Annotated in this window: 17 protein-coding genes; 2 read left to right on the top strand and 15 right to left on the bottom strand. The window is 44.9% G+C overall.

What is annotated here, in order from left to right; all coding sequences use genetic code 11:
* Positions 1 to 173: 173 nt before the first annotated feature.
* Together OO778_RS08410 and OO778_RS08415 are read left to right on the top strand one after the other, a co-directional pair.
* Entirely contained in the window at positions 174 to 1,754 is a 1,581-nt protein-coding gene (locus tag OO778_RS08410; RefSeq protein WP_005394224.1) for a BCCT family transporter, read from the top strand.
* A 120-nt stretch (positions 1,755 to 1,874) separates the two neighbouring features.
* A complete protein-coding gene (locus OO778_RS08415) occupies positions 1,875 to 2,264 on the top strand; it encodes an ATP-binding protein (RefSeq protein ID WP_065646747.1) in 390 nt (129 codons plus the stop codon).
* A gap of 19 nt (positions 2,265 to 2,283) precedes the next feature.
* On the opposite strand, the gene OO778_RS08420 is transcribed toward OO778_RS08415, so the two are convergent.
* The 15 genes from OO778_RS08420 to OO778_RS08490 form a co-directional block, all read right to left on the bottom strand.
* Complete coding sequence (locus OO778_RS08420; RefSeq protein WP_005394228.1) at positions 2,284 to 2,922, bottom strand: sugar transferase; 639 nt, start codon at positions 2,920 to 2,922, stop codon at positions 2,284 to 2,286.
* Positions 2,923 to 2,932: 10 nt separating this feature from the next.
* Entirely contained in the window at positions 2,933 to 4,120 is a 1,188-nt protein-coding gene (locus OO778_RS08425; protein WP_006742949.1) for a glycosyltransferase family 2 protein, read from the bottom strand.
* Positions 4,113 to 5,231 (bottom strand): glycosyltransferase, encoded by a 1,119-nt coding sequence (locus OO778_RS08430; protein WP_264911315.1) that lies wholly within the window; start codon positions 5,229 to 5,231, stop codon positions 4,113 to 4,115. The genes OO778_RS08425 and OO778_RS08430 overlap by 8 nt, the downstream gene beginning before the upstream one ends.
* A 220-nt stretch (positions 5,232 to 5,451) precedes the next feature.
* On the bottom strand, positions 5,452 to 6,885 hold the full coding sequence (locus OO778_RS08435) for a chain-length determining protein (protein WP_264911317.1): 1,434 nt from the start codon (positions 6,883 to 6,885) through the stop codon (positions 5,452 to 5,454).
* Positions 6,882 to 8,006 carry a glycosyltransferase gene (locus OO778_RS08440; RefSeq protein WP_264911318.1) on the bottom strand — a complete coding sequence of 375 codons (1,125 nt, stop codon included), beginning with the start codon at positions 8,004 to 8,006 and terminating at the stop codon, positions 6,882 to 6,884. Before OO778_RS08440 ends, OO778_RS08435 begins: the two co-directional genes overlap by 4 nt.
* Before the next feature lie 115 nt (positions 8,007 to 8,121).
* The gene (locus tag OO778_RS08445; protein WP_264911319.1) at positions 8,122 to 9,486 is read right to left on the bottom strand and encodes an O-antigen ligase family protein; all 1,365 of its coding nucleotides are present in this window, start codon (positions 9,484 to 9,486) and stop codon (positions 8,122 to 8,124) included.
* The gene (locus tag OO778_RS08450) at positions 9,483 to 10,913 is read right to left on the bottom strand and encodes a lipopolysaccharide biosynthesis protein (RefSeq protein WP_264911321.1); all 1,431 of its coding nucleotides are present in this window, start codon (positions 10,911 to 10,913) and stop codon (positions 9,483 to 9,485) included. The genes OO778_RS08445 and OO778_RS08450 overlap by 4 nt, the downstream gene beginning before the upstream one ends.
* Entirely contained in the window at positions 10,906 to 12,078 is a 1,173-nt protein-coding gene (locus OO778_RS08455) for a glycosyltransferase family 4 protein (RefSeq protein WP_074191436.1), read from the bottom strand. The genes OO778_RS08450 and OO778_RS08455 overlap by 8 nt, the downstream gene beginning before the upstream one ends.
* 11 nt (positions 12,079 to 12,089) lie before the next feature.
* On the bottom strand, positions 12,090 to 13,274 hold the full coding sequence (locus tag OO778_RS08460; protein ID WP_264911324.1) for a glycosyltransferase: 1,185 nt from the start codon (positions 13,272 to 13,274) through the stop codon (positions 12,090 to 12,092).
* 155 nt (positions 13,275 to 13,429) lie between these two features.
* Positions 13,430 to 14,500 carry a glycosyltransferase family 4 protein gene (locus OO778_RS08465; protein WP_074191438.1) on the bottom strand — a complete coding sequence of 357 codons (1,071 nt, stop codon included), beginning with the start codon at positions 14,498 to 14,500 and terminating at the stop codon, positions 13,430 to 13,432.
* Positions 14,475 to 15,998 carry a sigma-54 dependent transcriptional regulator gene (locus tag OO778_RS08470; RefSeq protein WP_074191439.1) on the bottom strand — a complete coding sequence of 508 codons (1,524 nt, stop codon included), beginning with the start codon at positions 15,996 to 15,998 and terminating at the stop codon, positions 14,475 to 14,477. Before OO778_RS08470 ends, OO778_RS08465 begins: the two co-directional genes overlap by 26 nt.
* 276 nt (positions 15,999 to 16,274) lie before the next feature.
* A complete protein-coding gene (locus OO778_RS08475) occupies positions 16,275 to 16,655 on the bottom strand; it encodes an Hpt domain-containing protein (RefSeq protein ID WP_046875251.1) in 381 nt (126 codons plus the stop codon).
* A gap of 11 nt (positions 16,656 to 16,666) precedes the next feature.
* Positions 16,667 to 17,353: an AAA family ATPase gene (locus OO778_RS08480; RefSeq protein ID WP_074191440.1), complete on the bottom strand. Its 687-nt coding sequence runs from the start codon at positions 17,351 to 17,353 to the stop codon at positions 16,667 to 16,669.
* Positions 17,353 to 19,455, bottom strand: a complete 2,103-nt coding sequence (locus OO778_RS08485) for an SLBB domain-containing protein (protein ID WP_074191441.1) — start codon at positions 19,453 to 19,455, stop codon at positions 17,353 to 17,355. The genes OO778_RS08480 and OO778_RS08485 overlap by 1 nt, the downstream gene beginning before the upstream one ends.
* Positions 19,452 to 20,318 (bottom strand): OmpA family protein, encoded by an 867-nt coding sequence (locus OO778_RS08490; RefSeq protein WP_074191442.1) that lies wholly within the window; start codon positions 20,316 to 20,318, stop codon positions 19,452 to 19,454. The genes OO778_RS08485 and OO778_RS08490 overlap by 4 nt, the downstream gene beginning before the upstream one ends.
* Positions 20,319 to 20,322 lie beyond the last annotated feature (4 nt).

A 20,322-nucleotide genomic window follows, 5' to 3' on the forward strand; every position in this document is an offset into this window, starting at 1 on the left:
TTATCTGCCTTTAACTGAGCCAAAAATGCAATAAATGGCGATTTTTTGCAAAAATATGTGATTGCTGCTAAACTTCGCCCCGCTTTAAAACTTTAGAGTTCAAATTAATGGAGGGCGGTATTGGAGTTCTTCTCACCTGAGGGGCGTTTCAAATTCACGTTAAATTTGTATTTATGGATAATGCATTTAAAAAATATAGTATCGACACAACAGACTATCAGGTTGGACAGGACAACGTTCAAAAGTGGGGATTCGACATACATAACCCCGTTTTTGGCATCAGTGCGGGTCTCGTTGTTTTCTGTCTAATTTCACTTCTTCTTGTTGAGCCAACCACTGCTCGTGATGTATTAAACGGTCTGAAAAACGGAATTATCGAACAGTTTGATGCGTTCTTTATGTGGTCGACAAACTTCTTCTTATTATTCGCTGTTGCTCTTCTTTTTTCTCCGCTGGGTAAAATCCGCTTAGGTGGCAAAGAAGCAACGCCGGATCACTCAACCGTTTCTTGGTTGTCGATGCTCTTTGCTGCTGGTATGGGTATTGGCCTTCTGTTCTGGAGTGTGGCGGAGCCGACCGCGTACTTCACTGATTGGTGGGGAATGCCACTGAACGCAGTGCCATACACAGAAGAAGCGAAATCTCTAGCGATGGGTGCCACCATGTTCCACTGGGGTGTGCATGGTTGGAGTATTTACGCACTCGTTGCACTAGCACTTGCGTTTTTTGCTTTTAACAAGGGTTTACCGCTTTCATTGCGCGCGGCGTTTTATCCAATTTTTGGTGACCGAGCATGGGGTTGGTTAGGACATGTTATCGACATTCTTGCCGTTTTATCCACGCTGTTTGGTCTTGCAACGTCGCTGGGTCTCGGTGCTCAGCAGGCGACCAGTGGTATTAACCATGTCTTTGGTCTAGAAGGCGGCATTGGTACACAAATGATTGTGATCACCTTTGTTACCTTTATCGCGGTGCTATCAGTAATTCGTGGTATTGATGGTGGTGTTAAGCTACTGAGTAACGTCAATATGGTGGTTGCGTTTGCCCTGCTTATTTTCATTACCTTTATCACGTTTGATACGGCGTGGGGTTCGCTACGCGACACAACAATGGCTTACATTGAAAATATTATTCCGTTGAGCAACCCCCACGGTCGTGAAGATGAAACTTGGATGCACGGCTGGACGGTATTCTACTGGGCTTGGTGGGTATCTTGGTCACCGTTTGTTGGTATGTTTATCGCGCGTGTGTCTAAAGGTCGTACGGTTCGAGAATTCCTGTTCGCAGTGATCGTTATTCCTACTGTCGTTACCTTGATTTGGATGTCTGTATTCGGTGGTATCGCGCTTGACCAAGTGGTGAATAAAGTCGGTGAGCTAGGTGCAAATGGTCTAACTGATATTTCACTGACTCTGTTCCATGTTTACGATGCGCTTCCGTATAGCTCAGTGATTTCAATGCTTTCTATCGTGCTGATTCTGGTGTTCTTTATTACATCATCAGACTCTGGCTCACTGGTTATCGATAGTATCACTGCGGGCGGTAAGATTGATGCACCAATTCCACAGCGTATTTTCTGGGCTTGTATTGAAGGTGCAATTGCAGCCGTTATGCTTTGGGTTGGTGGCAAAGAAGCCTTGCAAGCATTGCAGTCAGGCGTGGTTGCAACGGGATTACCGTTTACCTTTGTTCTGTTGTTGATGTGTGTAAGCTTGGTTAAAGGGTTAAGAACCGAACTGTCAGCTTACAAATAAACACTATCCACTATTGGATTTAAATGCCGAGCTTAATGCGCTCGGCATTTTTATTTCTACTTTTCTTTTTCAATAATTCCGTTACAGTTTGGGCTTATTCCCACCTCATTTAACAGCATTATGTCACTGGCTAAACTCATTCTTATTCGTGGACTTCCAGGTTCAGGTAAAACAACCTTAGCAAAGCAATTGGCGATAGAGCTTGGTGCTAAGCATTTTGAAGCTGACATGTATTTTGAAAATGATGAAGGTGATTATCACTTTAACCCGACTCAATTGCCCCAAGCGCACGAATGGTGTTTTCAGCAAACTCGAAAGTGGTTGAACAAAGGGAAAGTCGTGATTGTGAGTAATACGTTTGTTCGGCACTGGGAGATGAAGCGTTACTTGGACTACTGCGTGAAGAAGCGCATTGAGGTGGAAGTTAAAGTGTGTCGCGGCGCGTATCAAAGCATTCATGATGTGCCACCAGCGACCATCGAAAAGATGCGACGCCAGTGGCAAGAGTGACCGTTACCAGAACCAGGGGTTACTGACCTCGTCCGTCAATCATCACAACGAATGTTTTGCTCATGATTGAAAGGTCCATTGAAATCCAAGAGTAGAACGAACCTAAGCTTAGTGCGTAACTGTGATCAAAACCAACTTTACGTCGTACATCTTCAATGCAAGCATCATAGCCTTGGTTAACTTGCGCTAGGCCCGTAATTCCCGGTAATACGCCATATGTGCGTTCTACAAAATAAGGGATTTCATCTTCCAACTTTTGGTAGAAAGCAGGGCGCTCTGGACGTGGCCCGATCATCGACATTTCACCTCTCAACACATTAAACAGCTGTGGTAACTCATCTAAACGCGTCTTACGTAAAAAACGTCCTACTGGTGTGATTCGAGGATCATTTTCGGTTGCCCAAACTGCACCGGAGCGTTGCTCCGCATCAATATACATGGTGCGAAACTTCATGATCTGAAAAAGATCCATTTTTTCTGGTGTACAGCGCCCAACACGCAGTTGACGATAGATCACTGGGCCTTTGGATGTGATTTTTATAGCTAGCGCGATAAATGGGAATAGTGGTGCAGTGACGAGCAAAATAAACATTGCAACCAGTACATCAAACGTTCTTTTCGCGTGGCATACATTTGAATCGTAGCGTGAGTTTTTCATGATGCTTTCCTTATTGGTTGACGCGTTTCCAACGCCCATTTTCCATTCCTAGCAAATACTTCATACCGCCGATGAAATTGGCGAGATGACCAATGACGATGTAGCTAATCAGTTTAAAAGGCTTGACTGTGTTAAGTGCAGGCACCAAGTAAGTGACAAGTGCGATACCATAAACACAGGCTTGAGCGAGCAGCATTATTTGAAACAGCGGGTTGTGTGCCAGTAGTAGTGAACAAACCAAGCAAACAATCATCAAATAGGGTGTTGCTAAGCGCAGAACCTTTCCCGATAGAAATGCAAAGGCAGTGCCACGATAGCGAGGTAGCAGTAATTTCTTTAATTGCATGAGCTGCTGCATGTTACCCGCTGAAATTCTTAGGCGTCGCTTGAAGTCTGCGTCGTCTGAGCTTTGTTCGAGTTCAAGAGCCAGCATGTTCGGTTCGTAGATAGCGTTATAGCCTCGCAAAACGATTCTCATAGGGAGAATAAAATCGTCATTGATGGTGCTGACTTCAAGTGGTTCAAATAGGTGGGTTCTGAATGTATAAAACGCACCGTGAGAGCCAATCGTTGAACCTAGCAAGGATTCTTGGTGCTTCACTCGAGACTGGTATTGCCAGTACGCTGCTTCACCTTGGTTATCGGTACTCATTATTTGATATGTCGCGTTAACCACTCCAACCTTCTCATTTTGATAATGCTGACTAGCTAGCAACAGAGAATCGCAAGAAATCAATGCCGATGTATCACTCAGTGCGGTAATGTCCGAGCTAACATGACGCATTTCTTCGTTGAGTAGGGCAACTTTACCGCGATTGACTTGGTGGTCATTAATGATGAACAGTGTATCGGAGCAGATTGCTTCTTGAATCGTCGCTTGAGCAATCTCGGCTGTGTTATCTGTGCAGCCATCACATGCGATCACCACTTTCAATTTATCTCTTGGGTAATCTAAGCTCGCAAGGTTGCGGATCTTTTCTGCTATCCATTGTTCTTCATTGTAGGCGGGCACGATGACAGTAATAGATGGTAACTGACTGTCTGTTTGAGAGGCTTTGTAAGCTCGCTCTACAAATGGTGCTGTGGTTTTTTGCTGTTTTAAAGGAAGCCATTTAAGTAGCAATGGATAACCAACATGATGATAGACAATCAAAAATGCGGATAAACCAAAACCTGTAATCCAAAGTAAATCATTCATAGCTAGCCTCCTTGGCCAAACGTGAGTAGCGACCCACCATGTCTCTGATATCAAAATGTTTGAGAATAAAAGTTCGAGGAGAACCATGGGTTGATTTCAATTGCAGCGACAAAGCTTCCGCCAAAGAGAACACTCGGTTGGCTTCAACCAATGTGCTGTTAATCGGGCAGAGCGTCTCTTTCACGCCACCAACATCGGTTGCGACACAAGGAACGTCACATGCTTGAGCTTCTAGTGTTGAGAGAGGGAAGCCCTCTTGAAGCGACGGTAAACAAAATAAATCGAGGCTTTGGTAAAAGCTGGGCATATCATCGACCAAGCCTAAAAAGGTAACGCGATCCTCAAGTTTTAACGTTCTAACTTGTGCTTCCAATTGAGCTCTCTGAGAACCATCTCCAGCAATGGCTAGGTGTGTGTTTGGCGTAAGATGAGAGAAGGCTTCGATAAGCACTTTATGGCCTTTAACTGCTTCTAAACGTCCAGCCACTCCAATCACGGTTTTGTTGGCTGGAAGCCCAAACAAGTTTCTATTGGTTGCTTGATTACCGCTTTGAAATTTCTGGCAATCGATTCCATTGTGAATGGTGCAGACTTTGCGGTAATTCAGTTTTGTCTGGATTTGTTCGGCGACAAAGTTCGCATCGGCAACCACATGTGGACGAATCATTTTTAGCAGTAGGGACTGCAGTCGAGCTGACTTTCTGTTATTCAGATGCCAGGCGTCGTGCTCAGTATGGATAATTACTGGCACCTGCGCTAAGCGTGCCGCAATCCCACCATATAATAGTGGACCGATATGGTGAGTGTGGACCACATCAGGCTTAAGTCCTTTGAGCATGGAAGTCAGCGTACTGATGGTTTTTCCGCTGAATCCAGGTTTCTTATTGAGAAAGTGCAGCTGGCCTTGGTAGGCCGAGAGTTTTGACCAGCATTGCAGTGTTTGCTCTTTGCTTCCCTCTAAACTTACGACAAACACGGAATGATTCGGTTGCGCAAAACGAAGCATCTCTAATACGAGCGTTTCCAAACCGCCAGGAGCTAAGTGCTGCACGACGTGTAATATCACTTTTTTATTGCGTTGACTGCTATTTTGTTTTTGTCTGAATTCCATTCTCAAACCCTCGTTGAGTTCTTTGTTTATTTAGGAATAGCAGACTGTGTGCCAATAAATTAAGCCTTTAAAAACAATGATCTAATGGCGATACATATGAAGAGCGATGTTTATTCTCAATTTGAGATTCATATTAGTGGAAACCTTATGCGGAGTTAGAATAAGCACAAAAAGAAAAGCACTCGCTGAACGAGTGCTTGTAATGGAGTGTTAACGGCTGTTAGCTTCCGTATACCACTTTAGGTAGAGTGGTGATCACAGGAACGCCAAGATGCTTTTCTAATGCTCTTTTAGAGCGGATAGAGTTATCTGCTAACTCAAGTATCGTCGCTAATCCAATGCCCAAACCCGCGCCACCGATAAACCCTAAAATGACAAACACAAAACTAGGTAAGTTAGACGGAATGGTTGGTGTGAAAGGTTCATCAATGATTTTCACGCGTTTATTCTCTTCAAATACGCCAAGTGAACCAGTTAATTGGGCCATTTCATAACGCTCTACAAGGTCATCATACATTTCTCTTTTTACCGCGACATCACGAGCTAGGCGGTTGATTTCTGTTGCTGTGCTACCAAATCGATGCGCATTACTTTCTAACTCTTGAATCATTGTTCGTAAGCTATTGGTTTCTTCTGTGAGGGCTTCAAAGCGTCCGCGCATAATTTGCAGTTGGTGAAGCTGAGAGACCAGAAGAGGCTGAGCTTCTCCAAGACTGTTTACGGTGGTATTGCTTGCGATATCCCAAAGTTGGGCGCTGTTTAATTCCGGTTGTTTAGAGTTCAATAGTACTGAGCGCTCTTGCTCCAAGCGGTTTAACTCTCGTAGCTTGCCTTGAACCATGCTATGCGCCTCAGTGTACTTGGCGCGAAGCAAAGTGAGCTCACTACGAATGTCGATGATTTGTTCTTCAAGCTTACCGATAACCGGGTTGGTTTTAGAAAGCTGTTGGTCCAAACTACCTAGGCTTCGGGTAACACCAGCAAGCTCCGCTTCTTTTTCTGCCAAGGTTTGTTTAAGGCTTGCCAGACGAGTCAGGCTTTGTGCTTGCATTTCAGGCGTCGCGTGAGAGTAAGTATTCTTGTATTCCGCGAACGCTTGCTCTGCTTTATCCAGCTCTTCTCTGCGTTTATTAATATGGATGGTTAAAAAGTGACTTGAATCTTTAATTGAAGATCGTTCAGGAGCTAAAAGCTGTTCGACAAAATGTTCGCTGACGGAGAGTAACATCGACTCCATGCCATTCGGTTTGCCACTTCGTAGTTGGATTTGAATGAAGTCCTTACCAAGCTGCTGAACAGACAAACGCGACGCGAGATCTTTAATGATGAACTCTTGCTCTTTGGCACTCATTTCGTCACTAATCAGCGCTTCTTCTTTGGCAACTGAGTACAAAACATGTCGGCTTTTTAGCAAGGTACTGAGTGCGCTCAATCGATCTTTCAGCATGGTTGAGACGGCAAGATCTTGAAGGAATGGGTTCATTTTCGCTGTCTCTTGGATAAGCATACTCGTATGAGCGACATAAGTCGTCGGAACCAGTTTACTTACGATGAAACCCAGCACAGGCAATACAAGCATAGGAATAACGATCATGTAGCGACGTCTCCAAGCTCCATGTAACAGTACACTGAGGTTTTCTCTTAAATCGTTCATAGCGCCCTCACTAATTTATCAACTTGGTTGGCTCTTGCTTCCCAGCTTTGCTGTTGAACAAATGACTTTGAATCTGTCGGTGGCGGTAGGAGGTGATCGAGACTGGCACGCACGTCTTCGACATCTTGAACCACATGGAGCATATGTTTGTAGGGCATTAATGCGGGAAAGGGTGTGCTGATAACAGGGGTTCCTGTTGCCAAGTACTCAAGAAGTTTAAGCGGATTACATGCCTTGATTTGAGCGTTATCAACAAAGGGCAACCAACTGGCATCCCAGTGTTGAGAGTAACGTGGCAGAGTGTGATGCGCTCTCGGGCCCAGGTAGTATATGTTGCTTCTTTGTGGAAGTGGATTATCACTGAACTCGTTGGGGCCGATGAACACGAGATCCCAGTCAGGCGCTTGGTCTGCGACTTGGGCAATTAAGTCGTAGTCTAACCATTCAGACAAACTGCCATAAAAGCCCAGCACTTTGCGACCATTATTAGGTAAATCTTCAGCCTTAGGTGCTGGCTCAGAAAACAGGCTAAAGTCGACACCGTGAAGTAAAGTGACGGTTTTACCAGATGGAAATTGAGTGGCGAGTTTGTCACTTGCTGTAAAAATCACATCAGCCGCGTTAACCAGTGTACGTTCATGCTTGGCAACCGTGTCGTGGTCAACACCAGCTAAAGCGCTAAAGTCATCGCCACAATAGTAAATTAGCCCACGTGAATTCATTTCCGCACAAACATCTGCGGCCGTCGGGAGCGATGTCCAAAATATAGGCTTATCAAAACCAAGAGCGTGTAACTGTTTATTGAGCTGGTATTTCATCATCTTAGCCGCTACTTTTCTTGCCAGCGCAGAACTTGGAGCAGGAATAGTGAGTAGGTTAATGGTGTGAATATTTGGGTTTATTTCAGACTCTAACGTTGGCTTATGCGATCCAGCGTTATTAAATACACGAGTGAGCTTGTTTAACGCACGTTGCATGTCTTTAGCGGTCAGCCTAGGTTGACGCAGACCGATTGAGTTAACCCAAAGGATGCGGTGGCTCGTTGCTAGTCGTTTGACAATGTGTTGAGTGGAGGAGGGTAACCCACCAAAATCTTCTCCAAATACTACGATGTCTGTCATGTGGCTCTCCTTGAGTCTTCGTTATTTGATTACTAATCAAGAGAGTAATCACAATACGTGCCAAGGATTTATTTCTTATAAAACAGCTAATTGGACTTTCTGTTGGTATTTGAAACTAGGGTTTCTCATTTTGACAATCACTTTGAACGATTCGGCTAACGACAACTGTTAATGCTGCCAGAATGTAAATTGGCCAAGTGAAACCTTGAGTGAGGAAAGTACCTGATACGATGGTCCCGATAAGCCCACTTAAGACTGCGTTTGCTCCAACAGAGAGGGTGTAATCCGATGTTGGCGTCAGTAGTGAAATAGAATGCAAAGAGGTTCGAATCAATGACACAATCAATGTAATGAACACGGCGAGTCCAACAAACCCCGTTTCCGCTAATACGCCAAACCAAGTACTGTGTACGGCGTGATTGATGCCATCCCAGTGAGGGCTATAGAAATAGTAATTAAAGTAGAAATTATCAAGCCCAACCCCAGTTAACGGATGGTGGAGAGCCATTTTAAATGCGGCTTCCCACGCGTAAAGTCGCCCCATCGCAGAGGCATCTATACCATCCTCAGCGGCTCCCCCCGATTCTCGTCCTGAAATACCAGCGAATGCGTAGAGTACGATCGCTGCGATGGCGCCTAGTACCAAGACTAATGTTTTGCTTTTGATGTGTTTAAAAGCAAAGTAGGCAAATACAGACAGTGAACCGAGTAACCCACCGCGGCTCTGAGTCTCAATTATCGCAAAGAACAAAACCAAACAGGTGATAAGGGCAAAGAGCCTGAGATGCTTGGGGGAATGCTTCTCCATCAATTGACTAACGGTAAAGGCAAGGGGAAACATCAGCACTAGTGCCAAATCGTTAGGATCGCCAAGTACTGAACCTATGGATCGTCCTATTGACACGCGCGTTCCTTCGACTAAATCAATGCCATTCGCAGCGTTTTGTAATGCCACTAAGCCAATCAATAATCCGGCGAAAATAATTGCTTTTGACATCTGAGCGAGCTGTGAAGGTTTAGTAATAAGCCAGGTGATGGCCAACGTCATAATGATGATTTTCCAATAGGTATTTTTGAACACCGTTATTGCGATATCACGACTGGAAGCGAATATGATTCCGATGATCACCAGACCCCAAAATATACACAGCCACTTTAATGAAGGGTGCCAAAAAGCTGTAATCTGGCGGCTTATAAGAAGGTGAAAAGCGAGTGCGGCGAGTGCCCCCAGTGATAAGAGTAATGGGATCTTGAAGTTATAGATAACAGGAAAGGCTTCGTGAATACGAAAGAATGAAAAAATAACGAACAGTGTGACAAGCCAAAACGTTTGATTGAGAACAAACAGTAACGCGAGTGGTGCGAAACACAACGCAACAATCAAAATGGGATGAGGCATAACAATCCAAAGCAGGCCGATACCGACAGTGATCGTCAGTGCTGCGATGGACTGTTTTGTTCTCACCTTGGTTTCATTCATAACGAGTATCTCTTCACCTGTCCACGCCTTTTCACTATGTATCGAGTGAGAGCATTTAGCGTCTCTTTACTCATGTAGCGAGTGGCTATCCATGCCAGCAAACTGCATGTCAAAATGCAAATTGCGATAGCGATGCCTATTGATTGTGAAGAGTGAAGCAGGAACAGTGCCACACCGGATATAATCTGTAATAAAACCATCAAACTTAGGTGAAAAGACAACGTCATACATTGTTGGCCTACTACATAAGTCAGGCCCAACTTACACAGTTGTGCGTAATAAAGAGCAATGAAAACTCCATAGATACCCAGGGACGATAGGCCAAACAGCAAAGCAATCGCAACGCACGCAGAGACGACATTTATACCCAGTAGCCAGCGAGTACGACGCTTGTACAAAATGGAGATGTTAATCAGCTCGCTCCATTCTTTTAACATGGCGATAGGTAGCAAGAATAAGCTGAATAGTACCGCCTCATGATAGGTTTCTGGTAACAGGTAAGTGATCATCACCATTGCTAATGTGCCGACTGCAACACTTAAACCGGTAATGTAAATCATGCCTAGATGAGTGATGCGCACAGCTTCTGTACTCTTACGACCTTCTAGGTAATTAAATCGACGTGGCATCCACCACATGCCAAATGGCTGAACTAAAATACACATGCCAACCGCAAATTTTACGGCTATTGCGTAAATCCCTAATGTCGCAAGTGAGGCGTTCGCGCCGATGAACCAGCGTTCAGCGCCATTGAGACAAAACGCAACCAATCCAGCCATCATCATTGGCAGACAGTAATTTAGGTATTGTTTCGCCACTGTCATACTTGGCAGAGTCATGCTGTAGCGGTTAATGATGTGCAGCCAGACAAACTGAGTAATAGCAGCCAACAAGCCACCCCATAAAACAGAAATAACATGTGGGTGAACAGACAGCGCCGTGATGATGAAAATGACCTGAAAAACAGTGGTAGTCACCATGACGTTAAGTAGGGTTCTTGCTTTGTCGTCCTGTGTTCTCAACCAAGCTGTGCCGATTGCGATACTGCCTTCTAGAACGATAGCAAACATAACAATAGCAAACTCGACTCGCGTAAAAGGTGCAGGAATAGGCGCGAGCATAATGATAGCGAGTAGGCATAAAGCCACGATGCCAGCGATGAATAAAGCAAGTGAGTACAGCTGGTTTAGAAGGCTTGTGCGCGTATTTTGATCCTTTTCAACCCCGACGAATCGATACAGCGCTTCATGTAAAGCGAAACTGACGAATAAGGTTGTGACAACGCCAAAGGTGGTAAGCAGTTCAAGCTTGCCCATTTGTTCTGGTGAGAGAAAGTGGGGCAATACAGGCAGCATGATTAGGCTGATGCTTTTGTTTATCACTAACGCGATAGCGAACAGCGACATATTGGTCATTGCTTTAGACATGGTCATATCCTTTGATGTATCGCGGTGTTTTGAGTTTACAATCGCCATTCGGTGCGGATTCTGCTGCAAGGTGCTGAGCGATTGGCAGATAACAACGTTCGGCCGTATAAAGTTGAGAAACGTTGAGTGCTTCGATACCCATTGTCACTTTCATCCATGGAGACTCATTCAAAAGGCGAATTGCGTTATGTAACGACGCCACATTGTTTGGTGTGTACTTGATGCAATTGCGGCCATGCGTCAATACGCGATCCCAGTAGCTATCATCATGTGGGATGACGATGCACATGCCTGCTGCGAGAGCTTCTAAAATGGATAATCCAAAAGGTTCGTTAACACTGGTGGAAACAAACACACCACACTGAGAGCGTAGGTCATCTAGGTTATCTGGGCACTCATGCCATTCAACACCTTTTGTGGTGAAGTCTGGTGTTGAATATTCCACACCTGCCACATTTGGTTTGATGTAACACACGGTAGATTTGATCTCTTTTGTCTTATCAAGTGTTAAAGCATCAAGAAAAAGATCGATGTTCTTCCATTTTAGTAAGCTGGCCGCCCAGAAGACGCGGTTTGAAATCGGATTTGCTTGTTTTGGCCAGCGGTCTCTCGATAGTCCGTTAACAAACGTAGACGCATTCAAACCACACCAATAGCGTTCAGTAGCTGGCTTCTCTGTTTTGAGGTAGACCTGTAAGGCCTCTAGCATCGATTCTCGGGTGTTTGCCAAGTAATAAATTGCGGATGCTTTTACCAAGCAGTAGCCGGAAGATCTTGAACGACCAATTGGACCATGAACCATTTGTACCACAGGCTTTTTGCTGATTAATCTCAGTAGGTACAAAGGCATATCATTACTCGGGCAAGATAGACCTAAAAAGCTATCTATCTTTGGTAGTTTCATGCACGCAAAAATCAGTTGGATAAAGTAATACGCGTTCATTAGCCAGTAAGTGATGCCATGAGTGGAGCTCAGTGGTGATGGTTTGATTTTGATAATCTGCACACGAGGCGTATCGCTAAGCAGTGACTCCCAATGCTCTGGATTCGTGGTCAGCAGATAACCAATTACGTTCAGTTTATCGCACTGCTTGAGGAGCTCTGCATTCGCAATCTTAGAACCACCTTGCATTGGGATGGCGTCGAACATTAATACACGTTTCATGACTGGGCTCCTCAATTGATACTCAACCAGCGTGAAAGAGGCTTCATGCAGTGAGTCATTGGCATTGGTGTAATACTGTTGTTCTCAAGCTCACCTTCATAAATACGTTCAATGGCGCTTATGGATGCTGCAGTCGTGAGGTTTTGGCTAGCATGAAGATAGGCGTTTTCAGCTAGCTTGTTTCTTAGAGCTACATCTTGCATGACTTGTTGGATAGCGTTTAATAAGCCTGCCATTCCGCGATTCTGGTACAGTAGCGCAGAGTGATTATGCTCGAACAACTCAGGGATGCCTCCTGTTTTAGGAGCCACGATAGGCAGCTGAGCTAAAGCCGCTTCTCCGAGCACGAGACCAAAGGCCTCTTCATAGGCGCCGCTAATAAAAGCGTCTGCATTCCCAGACATCCATGCACCAGCATTGCTTTTTTCCCCGACAAAGTGGACTCTGTCTTGGATACCGAGATCCGAAGCAAGTTGTTGCAATGTTTCTCTTTCCTCGCCATCGCCAACGATAACAAGATGAGGATTATCGTGATGGTAATTGTGCATGCGCATAGCGCGAATAAGGCGGTCGAATCCTTTTCTTTTAATCAACGAACCTACTGAGAGAAAGGTAAACGCTTGTGGAGGTATTCCGAGGTGAGCCTTGATATCAATGGGCGTATCAGAGTCCAGAAGCGATACACCGTTGTGCACAACATAAAGCTGGTCTTCTGGGTAACCGTCCTGAATAATTTCACGACCGACATCTTTACTAACGCAAATCAATTTTGGGGAGAGGTGTAACCCAAGAGAGAAGCGATCTCGCAATGTATAGTGACAATGAAGTTGAGTGACAAGTGGGATGTGATTCATGCGTGCAGCCAAGCACATCCATTGACAAGGACCACCGCTATTAACGTGTATCAAGTCGATATTGTGTTTTTCAATCAGTGCTGAGCCCTGTTTGATAAGGCTATTCCATCCGCTAATATCCCAGCGAGGCGCACTCCAGCCACCAACGAGATTGAAAACAGAATGTTCCGCTTCAATTCCGAGCGATTGACACTTATCGATTAGTGGCTGGCAGTTTGACCACACGAATGGCTCAAACTTATCACGGTCAATCCCTGAGATGAGATCCAGAAGTACCACTTCACTGCCGCGAATCCAGTTATCACCATAATGAACATATAGAATGCGTTTTGGAGTAGTCATAAGTCACCTCTGTCTCATCATTAACTTGTGTTAACTGCTGAGTTGCAACAGAGATGCCAAAATATGCCATTAGTTTATGTGTTTGAATATTATTAGATATTTGTGCTTGGACTTAAGGGGAGAAGCAATATTCTCATATTGAGAACCAATATGGCTTATTGCTCCGTTTCAATTTGATATTTTCGTAGCAATACAGGAATAACGCTTTGCGCCGAGAAATCATCAATAATGGTCTGCCGAGCATTTTGACGAATGTGAGATTGCTGCGCTTCATCAAGAGACATCCAATGTTTAAGGCATTGAGCGAGAGATGGGACGTCATCGACAATAAAGCCATTATCGCCAGTTTGGATAATATCGGGCAAGCGACCCACGCGCAGGCTCATCACTACTATTCCTCTAGCCATTGCTTCAAGCGCCGACATAGGCAGGCCTTCATAGCGAGAAGAAATTACCAGCACGCCAATGTTTTTCCAAACGGTCTCCATTTCAGTTTGATGACCGAAAAATGTCACATTTGAAGGGGCAATTTGGGCGAGTGATTCTCTTTCTGGTCCATCACCGAAAACACTAAAATGCAGTGTTGGGCAGAGCTTAGCTACTTCGATAAATTGGTCGGCACCTTTTTCTTGGCTCAATCGGCCGACGAAAGCGATTTCTTGATAGTTGAGATTACGATCGGGAATCGAAACAAAGTTATTCAGCAGTTCCGAAGGGAAAATGACTTTGCGCTGAATGCTTGGGCTGACGGAAAAGCAGTGGTTAGAGAGGTAGCCTGAACTTCTATCAAGCCAATCATAGATCCACAGTTTGCCCGAGGATGATTCACCTGCATGATAAGTTGAAATCAAGCGAGGAAATGTGCGCGTGAGTAGCTTGGCACAGCGCGCTAAGATTGACGCTTTGTAACCGTGGGAGTGAATGACCGATGGTTGGTGATTGGCGACTGCGCTTGTTAGGTGTTTGATCTTTAATGCCTTATGTGGCTCACCAGACAAATGGTTCAAGTAACTCACAGGGATGGTGGATTCTTCTGCTTTTTCTACAATCTGTGCTGGTGGCGAGTACTCAGTCGTTAAGACAACACGTGCTTTGTGCCCAAATGTCATTAATCCACGAGCAAGCTCTATGACGTGACTTTCGATACCGCCAAACAGGCGGCTATCAAGAAAAATCCAAATTTCACCAACGTCAGGTTTCTCAAGATTGTTCGAGATTAATTTCATCCGCTTCCCACGCTTGTTTTTTTCGGTAAACCGTAGATGGGCTTAACTCCAGCATTACGGCGGCATTGAGAACGTTGCCATCACAGTATGCGATTGCGTTTTGAATCGCCTCGCGTTCCACTTGCCACATAGGGCGAATGGTTCCATCAGAGTTAAAGTACGGAGAGGCAGCCGCTGAGGATTGTATGTTAGGTTCCGGTGTCGGTATTGACGGTTCTCTAGCGGGGGCCAACTGTTCCTCAACATACACAGGTTGGGATGTTATTGTTGTAGGGTTTGCTGGCTCTTGAGTTACATGTGCGGGAGTGGATGTTCTCGCTGTTTTAGACTTTCTAGTCAGTTGAGCGGGTAGGTGATTCAGCGTGACTTTTTCGTCATTATTAAGCACCACAATGTTACGTATGATGTTTTGCAATTGCCTTACATTACCCGGCCATTCGTAGTGCTTGATGATATGTTGAGCTTCGCTGTCGATTGTTGAGAATTTCTTTTTGTCCTGTTTAGCATAAGTGGTCAAAAAGTGCTTGGCCAACGTGACGATGTCACTTCCTCGCTCACGTAGGGGGGGCATATCGATAGGTATTACGTGTACGCGGTAATACAAATCTTCACGAAAACGACCTTCTTCCACTTCTGTTAATGGATCTCGGTTGGTGGCACAAATGATTCGAACATCCACCTTCATCTCTCGAGTGCCACCAAGCGGTGTGTAGGTTCCTGTTTGAAGAAAACGGAGCAACTTCTTTTGCATCTCAAGTTCCATTTCACACAGTTCATCGAGAAAAAGCGTTCCACCGTGAGCCAGCGTCGCAGCACCTTTTCGGTCTGTTGTGGCCCCGGTAAATGCGCCTTTAACGTGGCCAAAAATCTCACTTTCCATTAAATCTCGGGGGATGGCCCCGCAGTTAATAGCAATAAAAGGCTTGTCTCTACGGTCGCTCTGACGGTGCACGGCTTCAGCACAGACTTCTTTACCTGTGCCGCTTTCACCCACAATAAAGACACTGGCAGATGTTGGAGCAACGGCATCAATAGTTTTATATACCGCCTGCATTGGGAGACTTGAACCGATAAATCCGTGATAGTTATGGCGATCAAACTTGGACTGAATGTTTTCTACTAAATCTTCCAATTTGGCGCGTTTGAGGTGTAATGCAACAGAAGTTTTTAGGCGATCGGCGTTAATAGGTTTTTCTAAGAAATCTTCCGCACCTTTTTGAATTAGGTTAACGGCTAAGTCTACGCTGCCGTGCGCTGTAGCAATAATAACGGAGGTAGGAATGTCATTCTGGTTGATCCAATCCAATACGTCTTCACCAGACATATCGGGCAGTTTCAAATCGAGAATGATGAGCTGAGGTTTGCTTCTTTCAATAAATTGAATTGCTTCGCGACCTGTTTCGACATGAAAAATGTCATAAGGTTCGTCTTTGACATACTGCTTATAAAGTATGGCTAGTGAAGTAGAGTCTTCTACCAGTAACACCCTTGGTCTCATAGTCCTATCCCAACGTAGTTCGTTTCATTTTTATGATTTTTGTCAGCACTATTATTTGTATTTAGCGTGATGAGTGAGTTATATGGCTTAGTGCTCTCTAGTGCTGAATATTCTCAATTTGAGAAAAGCGTTATCTAAGTATTAGCACAAGGTGGGAAATTTGCGAAAAATCCATATTTTTTAATTGATTAAGTTAAATTGTAAATGTCTTAGATGATATCGGCATCGCACTTTAATAAGTGCGATGATTCATAAGGTGATTTATCAATGAAACTGTTACTCGAATCCTTGATCTTTTCGCTTTTCTAGCGCGTCAAACGATTCATTTGCCAGCTGGGAAAGAGACTCACAGAGAGCCAATGCTTCTAGTGTTTTTCCTTCCACACAATATTTCTCAATCATTCTTGCTTGTCTGGAAAGCGTTCGGTTACCTAAAGCAAGGGCAGAGCTGCCGAGTGTATGAACTTCGAACTCTAATGTTTGGAGGTCTTTCGCGCTTAATGCTTGCTCTATTTTCTCCATGCGCTCTCGTGACTCTTCAATATAGTGTTCAATCAGCGTAGGGATGATTTCGGCGCACGTATCTTTGATCATTTGCTGGAGAATGTGTTCATCCACCAATTCTTGTTCGATAGTCGGTGTGTTATTTGCAGTCATATTGGCGCTCCCTATAACATAAACAGTTCACTTTTCTTAATTTGTTGAGATATCTTTTCTTTCCACTTTTTGGGTAAAAAGCGTAGCTTGGAAACTTGGCGGATCAACTCATCTTTCAGGCTAGGTGTATGCTTCATATTCAGCACAGAACCAATCAAATTCGCATCGCTAGCATCAAGTAGTTTTTTGGCTTGTTCGAGTTGGGTTGCCGTCGTAGAGCCATAATGTGCGACTAATAAGGTGGCATCACATACGCCCGCAATCACTTGAGGGGCAATATTGCTTCGGTTGACACTCAGAAGTGGAGATGTGTCTATCACGACTCGCTCGTACTGCGTTAACCACTCTGCAATATTGCGCTTCAGCATCGTCGGGTCTCGGTACGCCAATTGAGTGCTGGCGAGAGATGGAGCAGGGAGACCGACTAAGGTTTGATGCGTATTTTCTCTTGTGATCAGGTGGCCAACTTTTTCGGCATCATCAAACTCGTGAATGGTGCGATACGCGGGCTTGAACAGGTTAAGATCCACATACAAAGTATTGTGTCCAGCTAAAACCAGACGCTCTGCTAGAGATGAAGCAACGGAAGTGACGCCGTCTTCAGACTTACAACCCACAACACAAATCGTTTTGTAGCCTTTCTGTTCACTCTGAAGATAAATTTGCTCAATCTCAGCGTGAGTGGCAGGAATAGTCATTACAACGCTCCTATTAACACGATGGTTGTGGTGATTTGTAAAATATCTCTTAATCCGGCTCTTGCTTTTTCAGCAAAGCTTTCGTCTTTATGTGGAATGTAAATAGTGTCGCCTGCACGGATGACTGGTAAATCATAAATGTTGGCGGTTTTGCTAAAGTTCACCAAATCAAATGTTCGAGCTTGGCCCTGACAGCAAGACATGTTGACCACACTGATTTTTTCAAGATACGCATTGTTTGTCGGGCCTCCTGCTTCGGCCAGCAAGTCAAGTACCGTCATGTTGTCATTAAATACATAGCGCCCAGGGTCTCTTACTTCACCTAATACACGCACGGTGGATTCTTTGGAGCGATCCAACCAGTTTTTGTTTTTTTCCGGAATGTAAATGGTATCGCCGGGACGAACGTGGGGAAGAATAGACTCATCGCCCGTTTCAAAGTACATCGACAAATTCAATTTACTCACTTTGGCATAGCCTAGGCCTCGGTGCGTCACACGAATATTGTGAATATCGGCATCCATTGTTGGTCCATCGGCGGCAGATAAAATATCCAGAAAGTGCATCTCTTCGGTAAAGCGATAGCGGCCTGGTGCATTGATTTGACCGAAAACATATATCGAGGCATCAGAGCTTTGGCTTACCCATTGCGATTTGTTGTCTGATGGATCGTCAGGTAATGCATGGACTCTTACTACCGTACCAGCTGAAACTCGGGGCAGATTCGATGTTGGTGAGCCATCTAAAATGTATTGATCTAAATCGAACTGTGTCATTTGACCATTATTGGCGACTTCAATTTTGGTGGTGTCAGCTCTACGTGTTGGGCCGCCAACATGCGCAAGCAGATCAATTAAATCCATTTCGTCTGACCATTCAATACGTCCCGGGCGCACGACTTCTCCCATCACAGCGACCGCTCGACTTGGCGCCACTTTTAGCCATGACTTCTCGTTGAAATCGGTTTTCTCAGGGACGAAAATCGCGTCTCCAGGTCCGACATTCGGTGGTCTAACCGAAGACAGCCCCTCGGTATGCGCGGTTAGGTCGAATTTGATGACCTTACCATCGGCTTTTATGACACGAATTTGGCGAGATTCTGCATAGCGAGTAGGCCCGCCTGCATTGGCGAGAATATCCATGAAGCTAGCGTCTTGCTTTCCTTCATACGCGCCAGGGTGGGCAACTTCACCCATGACATAAACCACATTTGCACCCGCTTTGATTTCTTCTTCCTGTTTTGGAACAAAGATGGTGGCACCCGGTAGGATTTCTGGTAGTAAGCTTTGATCACCCGTATCCAGATACTTTTTTAGATTAAACATGGTTGGGTTGTTATTTGTGATCACGCGAATTTGCTCAACACTAGCATATCGTGTTACGCCGCCAGCTCTCATCACGACATCAACGAGCGTGGTGTTCGGTTTGTAAGAGAATGAGCCGGGTGCATTCACTTCACCAAAGACTTTGATGGCACGAGCGGAGTCTGCGCTGTCGCCTGAATTCGCGAGTTTTGCTGCATCAAATTCTTGCTCAATATTTCCAACGAGTGGAGATGCTGGAACAAACAGTACGTCCAGTGATTCCAATTTCGGGAGCTGGCTATTGTCACCAGTATCAAGGAAACGTTTGTAGTCAAACTCGATGTTTTTTTCGCCGCGTTTAACGATCATTTTATCGAGCTGAGCACCAGCGCGAAGGCCGCCAGCTTCGTATACAAACATTTGAATGTTGGAACCTGAAGGTAAGGTATATTCCCCGGGTTTGACCACGTAGCCTTGGACTGACACTAATAACTGTTGTTGTTTGATAAAGACTCGAGCGTTGTTTACGTCACGATACACGGTTTTTAGCGTTTCGATAATCACGTCTTGGAGCTGTTGTTCATTATATCCAGCAACAAATACAGGGCCGACTTCCGGTAAGTTAATACGCCCACGGCGATCGACTTGAAACCCTTTGTTTAAAGACGCTTCTCCAGGTAGGTTAATCTGAATTAAATCGCCGACCTTAACAGTATTGTTTTCATCAGCTGACGAAGTAGGTACCCAAGCGACCAAGCACAAAAGAACGAAGGTGATAAATGGTTTCATCGTGTTCATAGCGTACCTCCTGCAGATAGATTGCGATTTACTGAGGTATTGCTATCTGAATTAGGGCTAATAACCTCGATGCTTACGCGGCGGTTGGTTAAACGCACGGCAGGTGTTTCACCTTCATAAAGCGGTAGGCTATCTCCCACAGATTTGGTGGTTACGCGTTCTGAAGTGATGCCAAATACAGTCAGGTAACGCTTCACTTGTTCTGCACGCGCTTGAGCGAGTTTCTGGTTGTAATCTGGTGAGCCAGTGACATCGGCATGCCCAGTCACCACAAGAGTTAGGTTAGGGTGGTCACGTAAAATGTAGGCAGCTTCTGCCAAATGTCCCATGTATTTTGGATTAATTTCTGCTGAATCGACAGCAAATTGATTATCAATATTGAGGAGTGCATAAATTTCAGCGACGACGTTCAAATCGCTACGCAATGCTTCAATATCATCGGGTGGCGTACAAGTGGTTTGGCTTAATACATAGTCGAGTTGCTGTTCAAGTTGGTTTAAACGTCGACGTTGAATCACCAGATCGTTAGCTGCATCGAGTAGAAGTCCGCCTTCTAGCTCACGTGCGATTCTGTTTTGCTTCTCAAGCGCTTGCACTACTGCTGCAGGAAAGCACCAGCGTGCGCCTTCTTGAATCAACGCGTCTAGGTGTAGCTTGGTGAGTTGCCAATCAAACCTCAACCCATGCTCTGGACCTAACGGCTCATCGGGCATGACTGGGGAAAACTGATAATTTTCAATTGAAATATCTTGATAGTTTTCCGCCAAGCCACCTTTTCCGTGGTCTGGGTAGTCAAACGACGAACAACCAAACATGCCGACAACAAGACCGCTTACTACATATCGTCGTATAAGATTTACCATGCCA

This window comes from Vibrio sp. STUT-A16, from assembly GCF_026000495.1.
Taxonomy (GTDB): Bacteria; Pseudomonadota; Gammaproteobacteria; order Enterobacterales; family Vibrionaceae; genus Vibrio; species Vibrio diabolicus.

Bases quoted from the DNA above. Each gene is read 5' to 3' on its own strand.
- OO778_RS08485 (WP_074191441.1), bottom strand. From the start codon at position 19,455: ATGAACACGATGAAACCATTTATCACCTTCGTTCTTTTGTGCTTGGTC.
- OO778_RS08420 (WP_005394228.1), bottom strand. From the start codon at position 2,922: ATGAAAAACTCACGCTACGATTCAAATGTATGCCACGCGAAAAGAACG.
- OO778_RS08415 (WP_065646747.1), top strand. From the start codon at position 1,875: ATGTCACTGGCTAAACTCATTCTTATTCGTGGACTTCCAGGTTCAGGT.
- OO778_RS08425 (WP_006742949.1), bottom strand. From the start codon at position 4,120: ATGAATGATTTACTTTGGATTACAGGTTTTGGTTTATCCGCATTTTTG.
- OO778_RS08435 (WP_264911317.1), bottom strand. From the start codon at position 6,885: ATGAACGATTTAAGAGAAAACCTCAGTGTACTGTTACATGGAGCTTGG.
- OO778_RS08450 (WP_264911321.1), bottom strand. From the start codon at position 10,913: ATGTCTAAAGCAATGACCAATATGTCGCTGTTCGCTATCGCGTTAGTG.
- OO778_RS08445 (WP_264911319.1), bottom strand. From the start codon at position 9,486: ATGAATGAAACCAAGGTGAGAACAAAACAGTCCATCGCAGCACTGACG.
- OO778_RS08430 (WP_264911315.1), bottom strand. From the start codon at position 5,231: ATGGAATTCAGACAAAAACAAAATAGCAGTCAACGCAATAAAAAAGTG.
- OO778_RS08460 (WP_264911324.1), bottom strand. From the start codon at position 13,274: ATGACTACTCCAAAACGCATTCTATATGTTCATTATGGTGATAACTGG.
- OO778_RS08490 (WP_074191442.1), bottom strand. From the start codon at position 20,318: ATGGTAAATCTTATACGACGATATGTAGTAAGCGGTCTTGTTGTCGGC.
- OO778_RS08455 (WP_074191436.1), bottom strand. From the start codon at position 12,078: ATGAAACGTGTATTAATGTTCGACGCCATCCCAATGCAAGGTGGTTCT.
- OO778_RS08410 (WP_005394224.1), top strand. From the start codon at position 174: ATGGATAATGCATTTAAAAAATATAGTATCGACACAACAGACTATCAG.
- OO778_RS08480 (WP_074191440.1), bottom strand. From the start codon at position 17,353: ATGACTATTCCTGCCACTCACGCTGAGATTGAGCAAATTTATCTTCAG.
- OO778_RS08440 (WP_264911318.1), bottom strand. From the start codon at position 8,006: ATGACAGACATCGTAGTATTTGGAGAAGATTTTGGTGGGTTACCCTCC.
- OO778_RS08470 (WP_074191439.1), bottom strand. From the start codon at position 15,998: ATGAGACCAAGGGTGTTACTGGTAGAAGACTCTACTTCACTAGCCATA.
- OO778_RS08475 (WP_046875251.1), bottom strand. From the start codon at position 16,655: ATGACTGCAAATAACACACCGACTATCGAACAAGAATTGGTGGATGAA.
- OO778_RS08465 (WP_074191438.1), bottom strand. From the start codon at position 14,500: ATGAAATTAATCTCGAACAATCTTGAGAAACCTGACGTTGGTGAAATT.